Here is a 13,623-nt window from a genome sequence, read left to right as displayed (position 1 = left end):
TGAACGTTCGGATTGAACATTCCGCCGTCAAGGCGAGACGCATCATTGATCACAAGTCAGAAGGTCCAATTGCGATGACACAGCCTCAATCCAGTGGTGCACGGACGGCGGGCAACGTCACGAAGCTCGACAGCTTCGTGCGCGGAAAATGGTCCGGCCCGGGCGAACCGGCAGCCGAGATTCACAGTGCCGTCACCGGCGATGTGGTGGCGGTCACCACCAGGAGCGATCTCGACATGCGCGAGATCCTCGCCTATGGCCGCGCGATCGGCGGCAAACATCTCAGAAAGCTGACGTTCCATCAGCGCGCGGGCCTACTGAAGGCGCTGGCCGACTATCTGACCCAGCACAAGGACCGGCTCTACAAACTGTCATTCCACGCAGGCGCAACCCGCACCGACGCAATGATCGACGTCGACGGCGGCATCGGCACGTTGTTCGCCTATGCCGGCAAGGGCCGCCGCGAGCTCCCGAACAGCAAATTCCTGCTCGATGGCAACGTCGAAGGGCTCTCCAAGGCTGGCGCATTCGCCGGTCAGCATATCGTGACGCCGCTGCACGGCGTCGCAGTGCACATCAACGCATTCAACTTCCCGTGCTGGGGCATGCTGGAGAAGCTGGCGCCGGCGCTGCTGGCCGGCGTGCCCGTCGTGACCAAGCCCGCGACGGTCACCTCCTATGTCGCCCACGAGCTAGTTCGGATCATCACCGAATCCGGCGCGCTGCCCGAAGGCGTGCTGCAATTCATCGTCGGATCGACCGGCGACTTGTTCGACCATCTGACCTGCCAGGACGTCGTGTCCTTCACAGGCTCGGCCGACACGTCGCAAAAACTGCAGCGGCATCCGGTCATCGCGCGCGAGGCGGTCAGGTTCATCGCCGAACGGGATTCGCTGAACGCCGCAATCCTCGCTCCGGACGCCGTGCCGGGAAGTCCGGAGTTCGACCTCTTCGTCAAGGAAGTGGCGAAGGAGATGACGGTCAAGGCCGGCCAGAAATGCACCGCGATCCGTCGCGCGCTGGTGCCGTCGGCACAGCTCGATGCCGTGATCACGGCGCTGCGCGACCGTCTGGCCAAGGTCACGATCGGCAATCCCGAAAACGACAAGGTCAGGATGGGGCCGCTTGTCGGGCTCGGCCAGCGCAGCGATGTGCTTGCCCATGTCGCGAAGCTTCGCGCCGAAGCCGAACTGGTGGCCGGCGATCCCGGCAACTTCGCGCTGCTCGATGCCGATGCGAAGCGCGGCGCCTTCGTTCCGCCGCTGCTGCTGCATTGCGCCAAGCCGCTCGCCGCATCCGCAGTCCACGCGATCGAGGCGTTCGGCCCTGTCAGCACCGTTATGGGTTACGACGGTCTGGAGCAAGCGATCGCGCTGACCAATCGCGGCGGCGGCAGCCTCGTCGCATCCATCTACACGCACGACATCCCGGCAGCGACCGAACTGGCATTTGGCATCGGCAGTTTTCACGGCCGCGTCGCGATCATCGACCGCGACTGCGCGAGCGAGCACACCGGACACGGTTCGCCGATGCCGCAGATGGTTCACGGCGGCCCCGGCCGGGCCGGCGGCGGCGAGGAACTGGGCGGCGTCCGCAGCCTCCAGCACTACATGCAGCGCACCGCATTGCAGGGATCGCCGGCGATGCTGAGCGGCGTCACCGGCCGCTGGTTCAAGGGCAGCCCGATGCTCGAAGGCGACCTGCATCCGTTCCGCTATCACTATGACGATCTCGAGATCGGCCGCACGCTGGTCTCGAAGTCGCGGCAAGTCACGCTCGACGACATCGAGCACTTCGCGCATTTCACGGGCGACACCTTCTACGCCCATATGGACGAGGAAGCGACGAAGGGGCATCCTTTCTTCCCGGGCCGCGTCGCGCATGGCTATCTGCTGCTGTCCTTTGCGGCCGGCCTGTTCGTCGATCCCGACTACGGGCCGGTGCTGGCGAATTACGGCCTCGACTCGCTGCGCTTCGTCAAACCCGTCCAGCCCGGCGAACAGATCCAGGTGCGGCTGACGGCGAAGGAGAAGATGCCGCGCAACAAGCAATATGGCGAGGTACGCTGGGACGTCGAGATCACGACCGGCACCGGCGAAACCGCGGCGACCTACGAGCTGCTGACCATGAACGCGATGCGGGGTTAAGAGGCGCGTCAGAGCAACTCGGCCTGTCGGCCGCGGCCGGCCGATTTCGCCCTGCCGCGCGGCCGGGTGGCGCCGGCCGCGGCATCGTCGGCGCCGGCCAGCACGAGCTGCGCGACGAAACCGGCATATTCGGCGCGGGTCATCGGCCCGCCCTCGCGAAACCACATGTAATGCCAGTTCAGCATGCCGAAGACGCTCATCGTCAGCGGCTTGAGCAGGCGCTTGTGCTTCGCCGCCGGCACGGCGGCGGCGAGTGCGTCCGACATGATCCCGACCAGGATCCGCTCGCTTGCGAGCAGCGGCTGCTGCTTGTCCTTCGGCAACAGCTTGAGACTTGAGATCTGGACCTGATGTTCGGCGTCGGCATGCCGGTAGAGCTCGAGCAGGGTCGCAACGATCGTCCTGAAGCGCGCGACCGGATCGCCGGCCTGTGCGCTCGCCTTGCGGACCGCCGCCACCAGCTTCGCGAGGTGCGACGACAGGATATCGAGCAGGATCGCTTCCTTGTCGGGATAATAGTGATAGAGCAGCGCCTTCGAAACCCCGCAGGCATCGGCGATGGTGTTCATCGACGTGCCGACATATCCCGATGCGGCAAACAGCTCGGCCGAGCGATGCAGCATCGAGAGGCGCTTGTCGTCATAGTCCTTGGCGCGCGATCGGGCCATGTCTTGTCCGTTTCACCAGGCGGCCGTTCGGCCATCGTCCAGAGATGTCAGTCAATAGTCGCAAGGTTCCGGGACCACAGCCCCGCCTCCGAACCGCTATTTATTGACCATCCGGTCGGACAATTCCATAAGCCCGGCGATCGGGCAACATTGCCCGGAATGAATTTTCCTGGCGCCGCGTCGCGAGAGCATCTCTGTGCTGCAAATCGCCTCGCCATGCGCGTCTAATTGCAAAGTTCGCGGCGCCGCCGAGTTTCGCGCGCGTCCCGAACAGGAGCGTGTTATCGTTCATCGAACGGCTCGGAATGCGAAGGAGGCTCTGGGTGCGGACATCCTCTTGGCTCCACGTCCTTCATCGCGCGGCACGCCGGCTGAAGAGATGGCAGCGGCGGCTGGCGCGTGCCGCCAACCCCGACGGCAAGGACATGCACGAACTCTTTCTGTTTGGTCCTCACGGCTGACCGCTCGTTGGCGCGACGCATGCCCAATCGAGACCGCGGCAGATGTGATCCATCGCCACGCCGACGTCAGTCTGCCCACGCCGCACATGTCGTGCGGCAGGATCACGCACAGAGCGATAGCATGACAGCTCCTCGAGCGCGTCACGTCATCATCGTCGGCGGCGGCGCAAGCGGCGTCCTGCTGGCGCACCAGCTACTGCGTCAACCGACGGACGATGTCCGTGTCAGCCTGATCGAGCAGCGTCCCGACATCGGGCGCGGCATCGCCTATCATACCGGCAATCCGGATCATCTGCTCAATGTACGGGTCGCGAATATGAGTGCGCTGCCCGACAAGCCGGACCATTTCTGGCACTGGCTGATCTCGCGCGGGGCGGACGCGCCGCTCTGCCCTGATCCCTATTGCTTCGTGCCGCGGCGCATCTTTGGTGACTACATTGCCAGTCTGCTCGAGCAACAGGCGTCCGATCAGGCCAACATCCAACGCCTGTCGATCGTGCACGGCAGATGCACCGCGATCCGCGAACGGCGAGGCGACGTCACCGCCAGCCTCGACGACGGCCGGCAGCTGATCGGCGACATCGTCGTTCTCGCAACCGGACACGATCCACGCGCGAACAGTCCGGGACATGCCGATCCCTGGGCAGCACCGTCTGCCGCTGCGATCGCCGACGACGCGACCGTCCTGATCCTCGGCACGGGCCTGACGATGGTCGATTACGTGCTGTCGTTGCTGCGCGACGGACATCGCGGGCCGATCGTTGCGATGTCGCGCCGAGGCCTTCTCGCGAAACCGCACCGCCGGGTCGACGCCGTGCACATCGAGGAGGCGGAGGTCCCCTTCGGCTCCGGAATCGGCAGCCTGCTTCGCTGGCTTCGCGGCCGCATCGACCGGCACATCGCAGCGGGCGGCGATTGGCGCAGCGTGATCGATGGGCTTCGCCCCCATACCCAGCGACTGTGGCGTGAGCTCCCGCTTTCGTCCAAGCGCCGGTTCCTCGAGCACGCACGCGCCTGGTGGGACGTGCATCGGCATCGGATGGCGCCGCAAGTGGAGGTCCGGATCACTGAAGCGATCTATGGAGGCCGGCTCACCCCGATGGCCGCAAAGCTGATCTCGGCCGAGCCCGACCGGACAGGCGCGATCGTCAGTTACCGGCGGCGCGGCGAGAGCAGGCTCCGTCGCATGCATGTCGGCGCCATCGTCGACTGCACCGGCATTGTCAAGGATCCGCGCGCAACCGCCAATCCCGCGGTGCGCAGCCTGCTCGAGCTTGGCCTGGCGCGCGTCGATCCGCTCCGCATCGGCATCGAAACCGATCGCAATTGCGCGATCATCGGTCACGACGGCGTCCCATCGCGCCGCCTGTATGCCGTCGGCCCGCTCACGCGCGCCGCGTTCTGGGAAATCAGCGCAATTCCCGACATCCGCAACCAATGCGCCGAGCTTGCCGCTCTGCTGGTTCACTCCGACGAGGGGCGGCGACTCGCATCCCTCGCGCGCGTCTAGAACCCCGTTCCGATGGAATCGGAACGGAGCTCCAGATTCCAGTTTTGACGCGCTTTCCTGCCGCGAACCGGCGTCCACTTCGCTCGGGAAAGCTCTAGCTGCCGAAGCCGGCCGGAATGAACGCCGGCAGCTTCTCCTCGATGAAGTGCTTGACCTCGGGTGAATTGAAGACCTGGATGAAGGCCTTCAGGCGCGGATCGTCCTTCTTGTCCGGCCGCGCGGTAAAGCGCAGCACGAGACCGTCATCGACCGTGCGGTCGATCACCAGCGCCGATTTTGGATCACCGCCGGCCGGTATCAGATAGGTGATGTTGACGAGCGCAAGCGTGACGTCATCGAGCGACCGGTAGGTCTGCGCCGGATCAAGCTCGACGATCTTCAGGTTCTTGGGATTTTCGATGATATCAAACCGATTGACCGAAAAACCCTTGCCCGGCGCCAGCTTGATCAGTCCGGCGCGTTCGAGCAGGATCAAGCCGCGCGCGCCGTTGAGCGGCTCGTTCGGGATCGCAACGCTGTCGCCGGGCTTGATCTCCTCGAGCGACTTGATCTTCTTCGAGAACAGCCCGACGGGCGCGATCACGCCGACCTTGTCGACCTGGACCAGGTCGAAGCCGCGCTGCTTGTTCTGGATCGCGAGATAGGTGGCGTGCTGGAACAGGTTGGCGTCGACGTCGCCGCTGTTCACCACCTCGTTCAACGCGACCCAGTCCGACAGCTCGACGATCTTGACGTCCTGCCCCTTGTCCCTGGCGAGCTTGGCGGCAAAGCCAGCCAGCTGACCGACCGGGCCGGCGCTGGTCGCGATCTTGAGAGGTTCGTCCGCAACGGCGGCCGCAGTCATGGCAAGCAGCACGCCAGCCGCCTGCGCCAGGCGCAACAATGTCTTCATGGTCTCGGTTTCAACTCCGTCTTCAGGGATCGATCAGGCCGCCTTGCGGCCGCTGCTTCCCGCCTCAGCCTCGGCCAATGCCTGGGTGAGGTCGGCGAGGATGTCGTCGGGATGTTCGATGCCGACCGAAAGCCTGATGTAGCCGGGCGTCACGCCTGCCGCGAGCTGTTCCGCGGCGCTCAGCTGCTGATGGGTGGTCGACGCCGGGTGGATCGCCAGCGAGCGCGCATCGCCGATATTGGCGACGTGATAGAACAGTTTCAGCGCATCGATGAAACGACGGCCGGTCTCGACGCCCCCCTTCAGCTCGAAGCCGACCAGCCCGCCATAGCCGCCCTTCAGATAGAGATCGGCGCGGCGCCGGTCCTCCCCGCTCTGCAGTCCGGGGAAGATCACGTGCGAAACGGCGGGATGTCGTGCCAGGAAATTCGCGACCTTGATCGCGTTCTCGTTGTGCTGACGCAGCCGCAGGGGCAAGGTCTCGAGTCCCTGGATGAACTGAAATGCGTTCTGGGGAGCGACCGCGGCACCGAGATCGCGCAGCAGCTTCACGCGTGCGCGCAGGATGTAGGCGATCGGACCCAGCGGCTTGGCTGCCTCGGTCCAGATCGCGCCGTGATAGGCATCGTCCGGCTGCGTCAGCAGCGGGAAGCGCTCGGCGTGCGCCGCCCAGTCGAAATTGCCGCCATCGATGATCGCTCCGCCAATCGACGTGCCGTGGCCGCCGATATACTTTGTCGCGGAATAGACGACGATCGCTGCGCCGTGCTCGAACGGGCGCGCAATGAGCGGGACGGCGGTGTTGTCGAGAATCAGCGGCACGCCGAGCGAACGGCCGATATCCGCGACTTCCCTGATCGGGAAGACGTTGAGCTTGGGGTTCGGCAGCGTCTCGGCGAAATAGGCCCGGGTCTTCGCATCGGTCGCCCGGCGGAAGTTTTCCGGATCGGCCGGATCGACGAAGCGAACCTCGATGCCGAACTGCTTCAGCGTCTGCGACAGCAGCGTCCAGGTGCCGCCGTACAGATCGGTCGATGAGACGATATTGTCGCCGGCTTGCGCGATGTTGAAGATCGCGTAGGCCGTCGCCGACTGGCCCGACGCCACGGCCAGCGCGCCAACGCCGCCTTCCAGCGCGGCCAGGCGCTCCTCGAACGCGTCAGCCGTCGGATTCTTGATCCTGGTGTAGATCTGTCCGATCGCCTCCAGGGCGAACAGCCGCGATGCGTGATCGGTATTCTCGAATTGAAAGGACGTCGTTTGGTAGATCGGAACGGCGACGGCGCCGGTCGCCGGGTCGGACCGGTACGATCCGCCATGCAAGGCGAGCGTCTCGACATTCTTGGTTTCGATCGGCATCTCGAAATTCTCCTGAAATCCGTGGACCCAGCATCAAAAGGCAAAGAATGATGCGCAGCAGCGTCCGCGACTGTCGAGACATCGGAGAAAATAGCGATGAGCGTGCTGGCGGCGCGTCTGATGGCGTCGCTAATTTTTCAGCCGCGGCGCCTGTCGCGTAACATTTGTTTCACTGCTCCGCCGGTTTGAACGACTCAGTGGAGCTGATGAGTCATCTGCCGATCGCGCCTGCAAATCAGTACGCAATGTCGTGCATACCGTCATTTCGAACAGCACGACGACGTCGAACAAACGAATCTCTGCTGCGCCGGATCGAAGACAAAGCACGATTTTGATCCTGTCTTTCCATATAGAAAATAAAGCCGCGCAACTGACGTGATAAATCACCTCTCAGTCCTCAATTAGCGGAATTGCGCAATGACCAGACCAAAGGAACTTCGCTTCAACGCGTTCAACATGATGGCGCCGAGCCACAACTGGGCCGGTCTCTGGTCGCATCCGCGCGACACTTCACTTAACTACAACTCGCTCGACTATTGGGTCGACTACGCCAGAACCGCCGAACGCGGCCTGCTCGACGGCATCTTCCTCGCCGACGTCTTTGGTATCTATGACGTCTACGGCAGCAGTCCTGACACTGCGCTGCGTCACGCCGTTCAATTGCCGAACGCCGAGCCGACCCTGCTCGTCTCCGCCATGGCTTACGCAACGAAGCATCTCGGCTTCGGCATCACATCCAACCTCACCTACGAGCATCCCTACCAGTTCGCCCGCCGCTTCTCGACGCTCGATCATCTCACTCGCGGGCGGATCGGCTGGAACATCGTCACCGGCTATCTCGACAGCGGCGCCCGCGGAATGGGCCTTGAGGCCAACCGCGCGCATGATGAACGCTACGAGGCGGCCGAGGAGTTTCTCATTGCGAGCTATAAGCTATGGGAAGGCAGCTGGGAGGACGGCGCGGTTCGCCGTGACCGGACAGCGCGCGTGTTCACGGATCCGGCAAGGATCCACAATGTGCGGCACCAGGGACTTCATTACCAGGTCGACGGCATCCACCTCGCCGAACCCTCGCCACAACGCACACCGTTGCTGTATCAGGCGGGAACCTCGAAGCGCGGCCGCGCCTTCGCGGCGAGGCACGCGGAGGCGATCTTCCTCAACGGCCAGACCAGGCCCATTCTGGCCCGTGCCGTACGCGAGATCAGGGAAGCGGCCAAGGCGTTCGGACGAGATCTCTATGATATCCGCCTGTTCGCCGGCGCGACCGTGATCGTTGCCCCGACGCGCGCGGAGGCCAACGATCTGCTCGAGGAGTACGCAGGGTATGTCGACCAAGCCGGCCAGCTGGCTCTGCTCTCGGGCTGGACCGGCATCGACTTCTCGAACTATCGTCCCGATCAGGCGGTACAATATGTCGAGAGCAACGCGATCCAGTCGATGGTCGAGAATTTCACGTTGCGGAGCGAGCGGCCGGTCAAGGTCGGTGATCTCGCGACGCTGAGCCGGATCGGCGCACGCTCGCCATTCGTGGTCGGCTCACCCCAGGACGTGGCCGATGAGCTGATCGCCTGGGCCGACGAAACCGACGTCGACGGCTTCAACCTGTTCCGCCTCGTCGCGCCGGAATCACTGACGTCATTCGTCGACCTCGTCGTGCCGGAATTGCAGTCACGCGGAGTCTACAAGACAGCCTATCGCGAAGGCACGCTCCGCGAGAAGCTGTTCCCCGGACGCGGACCCTATCTTGACGCCACGCATCCCGGCGTCGGCTTCCGCCGCGCCTCGACGGCAGCGCGCACCGAAGCCGCCGAATAGATCGGCCTGGAAACCTCCTGGCGATGGGCGATCAACTCCCGTCACCAGGTTGCGATGTAGGTGCCCTTGAAGCGTTTCTCGAGGAATGCCTTGACCTCCTCGGAATGGTAGGCATCGATCAGCTGCTTGACCCAGGGCTTGTCCTTGTCCGCCTCGCGCACGGCAACGATGTTGACCCACGGGCCATCGGCCGCCTCGCGGGCAATTGCATCGGCGGCGGGATTGAGCCCGGCCTGAACCGCATAATTGTTGTTGATCGAGACCAGATCGACATCTTGCAGGGAACGCGGCAACTGCGCGGCATCAAGCTCGACGAAGCGCAGATGCTTCGGATTGTCAGTGATGTCGGCAATGGTCGACGCGACGTTGTTGGGGTCCCTGAGCTTGATCACGCCGTGCAGCGCAAGGATCATCAGGCCGCGCGCGCCATTGGAAGGATCGTTGGCGATCGCCACCCGCCCGCCATCCGGAAGATCGGCCAGCTTCTTGTATTTCAACGAGTAGACACCCTGCGGCGACGCAATCGTGTTGGCGACCTTGACGATCTTCCAGCCGGTCTTCGATATCTGGTTCTTCAAATAAGGCTCGTGCTGGAACGAATTGGCCGCGAGATCCCCGAGCGCGAGCGCCTGGTTCGGGATCACGTAGTCCGTGAATTCGACCACCCTGATGTCGAACCCATGGCCCGCAGCCACCTTCTTGACGACTTCGAGGATCTCGGCGTGTGGTCCGGCCGTGACGCCAACGCGGACCGTCTCGGCCCTCGCGGTGCCGACCAGGAGCGTTACCGCGGCAACCGCCGTCATCAGAATACGCATCATCATCCCTCAGCAATTGGAGCGGCAACTACCAGCCGGGCAGCACCGCGCCCTTGAACTTGGTCTGGACGAATTCCTTGATCTCGGGCGTGTGGTAGCTGTCGACCAGGATCTTGACCCACGGCTTGTCCTTGTCGGCGGAGCGAACCGCAATCAGATTGACGTATGGCCCTTTCGGATCCTCGCGCAGGATCGGATCCTTGACCGGATCGAGACCGGCCTGTGTCGCATAGTTGGTGTTGATGACCGCCGCATCGACATCGTCGAGCGCCCGGGGCGCCTGGGCTGCGTCGACCTCGACGAATTTCAGGTTTTTGGGATTGTCGGCGATGTCGATAACGGTCGGCTTGAAGCCGACGTCGCTCTTCAGCTTGATTGCGCCCTTGTCGCGCAGCAGAAGCAGCGCCCGGCCGCCATTGGTCGGATCATTGGGAATTGAGACCTTGGCTCCGTCAGGAACGTCGGCCCAGTTCTTGTGCTTGCGCGAATAGACGCCGATCGGAAAATTGACCGTCAGCCCCACCTGCTCGATCTTGTAGCCGCGATCGGCTTTCTGGTTGTCCAGATAAGGCTGGTTCTGAAACGAGTTGGCCTGGATGTCGCCGGCGTCGAGCGCCGCGTTCGGAACGACATAGTCGGAGAACTCGATAAGCTGAAGCTCGAGCCCGCTCTTCGCCGCGATCGGTTTCACGGCCTCAAGGATTTGTGCATGCGGCCCGGGCGTCACGCCGATCTTGATCGTTTCTGCCGCGGCGGCGGTCGACCAGATCGCAACAGCGCCTGCAAGAGCGAAAATGGATCGAAGCAACATCTTGGTCTCCATGGAACTGAACTCGCTATCAAGCTCATCGCTCGCGCCGGGGACGAAATCAATGAAATGAGAATCCAAATTTTTCCCGATGACGAGTCGCCGCTGCTGTGGCCGCGATGAAAAGAGAATGGAGCCGGCCGGGCATCTTGGCGCAGCGAGCGACTTATCTGCCGATGCCGGCGGCAACGCGTAGGCCAAAAATACTTTTCTCGCTGACTTCGCTTGCAGAGAAAATTGCACTCGTTCGGACGGCTTCTCCGCGATTGCCTCCGGCGCACCGATTGCACACAAATGGCAACAGATCGAACCGGCTAAGGACAACTTGCCATGCCCATCTTTGCCCGCCCCATCCCGCAAGCGCAGGCCGCATCATCGGCGGCTGCGATGTCGCGCCGTCTTGCTGTCGCCGCCATCGGGCTGCTTGCGATGACCTCGCTCGTTCGGCCTGCGGCCGCCGAGGAAATCCGGATCGGCTACCAGAAATCGTCGACGCTGACCGCTATCCTGAAGACCAACGGCGCGCTGGAGAAGGCGTTGGCGCCGCTCGGCATCACCGTGTCGTGGCACGAGTTCACCAGCGGCCTGCCGCTGCTCGAGGCCATCAATGTCGGCAGCATCGATTTCGGAGCCGACGTCGCCGACACCGTGCCGATCTTCGCCCAGGCCGCCGGCGCCAAACTCGCTTACGTCGCCGAGGAAGCCGCTTCTCCATCGGCGCAGGCGATCCTGGTGCCCAAGGATTCCGCAATCAAAGCGCCGGCCGATCTCAAGGGCAAGAAGGTCGCGGTCACCAAGGGCGCGGGCAGCCACTTCCTGCTGCTAGCGGTACTTGCCAAGGCCGGACTGTCCTTCAAGGACATCACGCCGGCCTATCTGACGCCGGCCGATGGCCGCGCGGCATTCGTCAGCGGCAATGTCGACGCCTGGGTCGCCTGGGATCCGTTCCTCAGCAGCGCGCAACGCCAGTCCAGCGCGCGCATCCTGACCGACGGCAGCGGCGGGCTCGCCAACTACAAGCGTTACTATCTTGCCTCTGCCGCGATCGCCGAAAAGCGGGCCGATGCACTGAATGTCATCTTTGCCAGGTTGGTGGAAACCGGCACCTGGATCAAAGCCAATCCGAACGAGGCCGCGGCGCTGCTCGCCGGCCTGTGGGGCATCGACGCCGCCACGGTGGAGGAGGCCAACAGCCATCGCTCCTACAAGGTCGGCGTGGTCACCGCGGCCGGCCTTTCCGAGCAGCAGAAGATCGCCGATACCTTCACGGCGGAAGGTCTGCTGCCACGCAAGGTCGATACCGGCGACGTCAAGATCTGGGCACCGAAGGGATCGTGACGCCACCGCGCCTTTAGCGATGACGTAGGCGGCGGTTGACGCGGCGCGCCAGATAGTCGCCGGCGGTCTGCACGGTCTGAACCAGCGCGATCAAAACGACGACGACCGCCAGCATCATTTCGGGCATGAAGCGCTGATAGCCATAGCGAATGCCGAGGTCGCCGAGGCCGCCGCCTCCGACGGCCCCGACCATTGCGGAGTAGCCGAGCAGGCTGACCACCGCGAGTGTCAAGGCCAGCACCAGGCCCGGCAACGCCTCCGGGATCAAGACCTTGAACACGATCTGCAACGGGCTTGCACCGAACGAGGACGCCGTCTCGATCAGACCGGCATCGACCTCGCGGATCGCCGCCTCGACCAGACGGGCAATGAACGGCGTTGCCGCGATGGTGAGCGGCACGATTGCCGCGCCCGATCCGATCGAGGTGCCGGCAATCAGCCGCGTGAAAGGAATGATCGCAACCACCAGGATGATGAACGGCGTCGAGCGGGCCGCATTGACGATGACGCCGAGCACGCCATTGGCTGGCGGCGCGGCGAACAGCTCCCCTTTCCGGCTGGTCGCCAGGAAGACGCCAAGCGGAAGGCCCAGCGCGGTCGCAACCAGCGCAGCCACCGAGACCATGAAAAGGCTCTCGCCCGTGGCCTGAACGATCAGGTTGATGAGTTCACGCGACATAGCCGAGACGCTCCACCAGAATGTCATGCTGAGAAAGATAAGCCAGGGCCTGCCTGGCCGTGGCTTCACCGCCGGGAATGCCAAGGATTAGCGAGCCCACGTGCTGGCCGCCGATCTCATCGATGCGGGCCGATAGCAGCGCCACGTCATGGGACAGTTCGCGCGAAAGCCGCGCCACGACGGTGTCGCCGGCTTCAGTACCGCGCACCTGCACGCGAAGGACCGTCTGCCCGCCGGCAACCGGCTGTGGCGAAAGGCGGCTCGCCAGCGAGACCGGAACACTGTCCCCGATCACCTCGGAAAGGAACGCCTGCGTGACCGGATGCTGGGGATGCGTGAAGATTTCCGCGACATGGCCGCGTTCGACGACCTGGCCGCCGTCGATCACCGCGACTTCCTTGGCGAGTTGGCGGACCACCGACATCTCGTGGGTGATCAACACGATCGTCACCCCGAGTTCACGATTGATGTTGGCCAGCAGGTCCAGAATCGCGCGCGTGGTCTGCGGATCGAGCGCCGACGTCGCCTCGTCGGACAGCAGCACATTCGGCCGAGTCGCCAGCGCGCGGGCGATGCCGATGCGCTGCTTCTGGCCGCCGGACAATTCCGAGGGATAACGATCGTATTTGTCGGCAATGCCGACGAGCTCGAGCAGCTCGGCTACACGGACGGCGATGTCGGCCGTGGACCAGCCGGCGATCTCGAGCGGCAAGGCGATATTGTCCGCCGCCGTCCGCGACGACAGCAAGTTGAAATGCTGGAAGATCATGCCGATCGAGCGCTGCGCCAGGCGCAGCTCGCGACCGGCAAGCGCCGAGATCTCGCTGTTATCGACGACGACGCGGCCGCTCGACGGCTTCTCAAGCCCGTTGATGAGGCGGACGAGGCTCGATTTGCCGGCGCCGGAGCGGCCGATCACGCCGGTGATCGAGCCGCGCGGGATCGCGAAGTCGATCGCCTGCAAGGCATGGACGCTCGGCTTGTCGCGATAGGCCGGATAGACCTTCGAGACGGCCTCGAAGCGGATCATGGCATCGCTCGCGTTGGAAGCGAGCGGAATGGGCGGCAGCGGTGCAACAGGCTGCGCCGTCGTCAGGGATTGATGTACATTCATTCAGTCGGTCC

The 13,623-nt window shown here is 63.8% G+C and carries 11 protein-coding genes; 4 read left to right on the top strand and 7 right to left on the bottom strand.

Annotated elements, in window-relative coordinates:
• The first annotated feature begins 74 nt into the window (after positions 1–74).
• Positions 75–2,147 carry a phenylacetic acid degradation bifunctional protein PaaZ gene (gene paaZ, locus J2R76_RS34960; protein ID WP_253625508.1) on the top strand — a complete coding sequence of 691 codons (2,073 nt, stop codon included), beginning with the start codon at positions 75–77 and terminating at the stop codon, positions 2,145–2,147.
• Positions 2,148–2,155: 8 nt separating this feature from the next.
• Here the strand turns inward: paaZ and J2R76_RS34955 are convergent, their stop codons facing one another.
• Positions 2,156–2,815 (bottom strand): TetR/AcrR family transcriptional regulator, encoded by a 660-nt coding sequence (locus tag J2R76_RS34955; RefSeq protein ID WP_253625507.1) that lies wholly within the window; start codon positions 2,813–2,815, stop codon positions 2,156–2,158.
• Between the two features lie 582 nt (positions 2,816–3,397).
• On the opposite strand from J2R76_RS34955, the gene J2R76_RS34950 reads away from it, so the two are divergent.
• Positions 3,398–4,786 (top strand): FAD/NAD(P)-binding protein, encoded by a 1,389-nt coding sequence (locus J2R76_RS34950; RefSeq protein ID WP_253625506.1) that lies wholly within the window; start codon positions 3,398–3,400, stop codon positions 4,784–4,786.
• A 94-nt stretch (positions 4,787–4,880) separates the two neighbouring features.
• Here J2R76_RS34950 and J2R76_RS34945 read toward each other — a convergent pair whose 3' ends face one another.
• Positions 4,881–5,678 carry a MetQ/NlpA family ABC transporter substrate-binding protein gene (locus tag J2R76_RS34945; protein WP_253625505.1) on the bottom strand — a complete coding sequence of 266 codons (798 nt, stop codon included), beginning with the start codon at positions 5,676–5,678 and terminating at the stop codon, positions 4,881–4,883.
• A gap of 33 nt (positions 5,679–5,711) precedes the next feature.
• The gene (locus J2R76_RS34940; RefSeq protein ID WP_141340384.1) at positions 5,712–7,037 is read right to left on the bottom strand and encodes an O-acetylhomoserine aminocarboxypropyltransferase/cysteine synthase family protein; all 1,326 of its coding nucleotides are present in this window, start codon (positions 7,035–7,037) and stop codon (positions 5,712–5,714) included.
• Positions 7,038–7,454: 417 nt separating this feature from the next.
• On the opposite strand from J2R76_RS34940, the gene J2R76_RS34935 reads away from it, so the two are divergent.
• The gene (locus J2R76_RS34935; protein ID WP_253589214.1) at positions 7,455–8,855 is read left to right on the top strand and encodes an LLM class flavin-dependent oxidoreductase; all 1,401 of its coding nucleotides are present in this window, start codon (positions 7,455–7,457) and stop codon (positions 8,853–8,855) included.
• A 41-nt stretch (positions 8,856–8,896) separates the two neighbouring features.
• On the opposite strand, the gene J2R76_RS34930 is transcribed toward J2R76_RS34935, so the two are convergent.
• Positions 8,897–9,673, bottom strand: a complete 777-nt coding sequence (locus J2R76_RS34930; protein ID WP_253590577.1) for a MetQ/NlpA family ABC transporter substrate-binding protein — start codon at positions 9,671–9,673, stop codon at positions 8,897–8,899.
• A gap of 28 nt (positions 9,674–9,701) precedes the next feature.
• A complete protein-coding gene (locus tag J2R76_RS34925; protein ID WP_057017483.1) occupies positions 9,702–10,496 on the bottom strand; it encodes a MetQ/NlpA family ABC transporter substrate-binding protein in 795 nt (264 codons plus the stop codon).
• Positions 10,497–10,868: 372 nt separating this feature from the next.
• Here J2R76_RS34925 and J2R76_RS34920 point away from each other — a divergent pair, with 372 nt between their 5' ends.
• Positions 10,869–11,819, top strand: coding sequence for an aliphatic sulfonate ABC transporter substrate-binding protein (locus J2R76_RS34920; RefSeq protein ID WP_199805249.1), 951 nt, complete (start codon positions 10,869–10,871; stop codon positions 11,817–11,819).
• A gap of 13 nt (positions 11,820–11,832) precedes the next feature.
• Here the strand turns inward: J2R76_RS34920 and J2R76_RS34915 are convergent, their stop codons facing one another.
• A complete protein-coding gene (locus tag J2R76_RS34915; protein WP_141340380.1) occupies positions 11,833–12,498 on the bottom strand; it encodes a methionine ABC transporter permease in 666 nt (221 codons plus the stop codon).
• Positions 12,488–13,612, bottom strand: a complete 1,125-nt coding sequence (locus J2R76_RS34910) for a methionine ABC transporter ATP-binding protein (RefSeq protein ID WP_253625503.1) — start codon at positions 13,610–13,612, stop codon at positions 12,488–12,490. Before J2R76_RS34910 ends, J2R76_RS34915 begins: the two co-directional genes overlap by 11 nt.
• Between the last annotated feature and the right edge of the window lie 11 nt (positions 13,613–13,623).

The sequence above is a fragment of the Bradyrhizobium sp. USDA 4532 genome, assembly GCF_024171315.1.
GTDB classification, from domain to species: domain Bacteria; phylum Pseudomonadota; class Alphaproteobacteria; order Rhizobiales; family Xanthobacteraceae; genus Bradyrhizobium; species Bradyrhizobium australafricanum.
This window is presented reverse-complemented; position numbering and strand designations above follow the sequence as displayed.

Coding starts and splice junctions, on each gene's coding strand:
- paaZ (WP_253625508.1), top strand. CDS start 75: ATGACACAGCCTCAATCCAGTGGTGCACGGACGGCGGGCAACGTCACG.
- J2R76_RS34955 (WP_253625507.1), bottom strand. CDS start 2,815: ATGGCCCGATCGCGCGCCAAGGACTATGACGACAAGCGCCTCTCGATG.
- J2R76_RS34950 (WP_253625506.1), top strand. CDS start 3,398: ATGACAGCTCCTCGAGCGCGTCACGTCATCATCGTCGGCGGCGGCGCA.
- J2R76_RS34945 (WP_253625505.1), bottom strand. CDS start 5,678: ATGAAGACATTGTTGCGCCTGGCGCAGGCGGCTGGCGTGCTGCTTGCC.
- J2R76_RS34940 (WP_141340384.1), bottom strand. CDS start 7,037: ATGCCGATCGAAACCAAGAATGTCGAGACGCTCGCCTTGCATGGCGGA.
- J2R76_RS34935 (WP_253589214.1), top strand. CDS start 7,455: ATGACCAGACCAAAGGAACTTCGCTTCAACGCGTTCAACATGATGGCG.
- J2R76_RS34930 (WP_253590577.1), bottom strand. CDS start 9,673: ATGCGTATTCTGATGACGGCGGTTGCCGCGGTAACGCTCCTGGTCGGC.
- J2R76_RS34925 (WP_057017483.1), bottom strand. CDS start 10,496: ATGGAGACCAAGATGTTGCTTCGATCCATTTTCGCTCTTGCAGGCGCT.
- J2R76_RS34920 (WP_199805249.1), top strand. CDS start 10,869: ATGTCGCGCCGTCTTGCTGTCGCCGCCATCGGGCTGCTTGCGATGACC.
- J2R76_RS34915 (WP_141340380.1), bottom strand. CDS start 12,498: ATGTCGCGTGAACTCATCAACCTGATCGTTCAGGCCACGGGCGAGAGC.
- J2R76_RS34910 (WP_253625503.1), bottom strand. CDS start 13,612: ATGAATGTACATCAATCCCTGACGACGGCGCAGCCTGTTGCACCGCTG.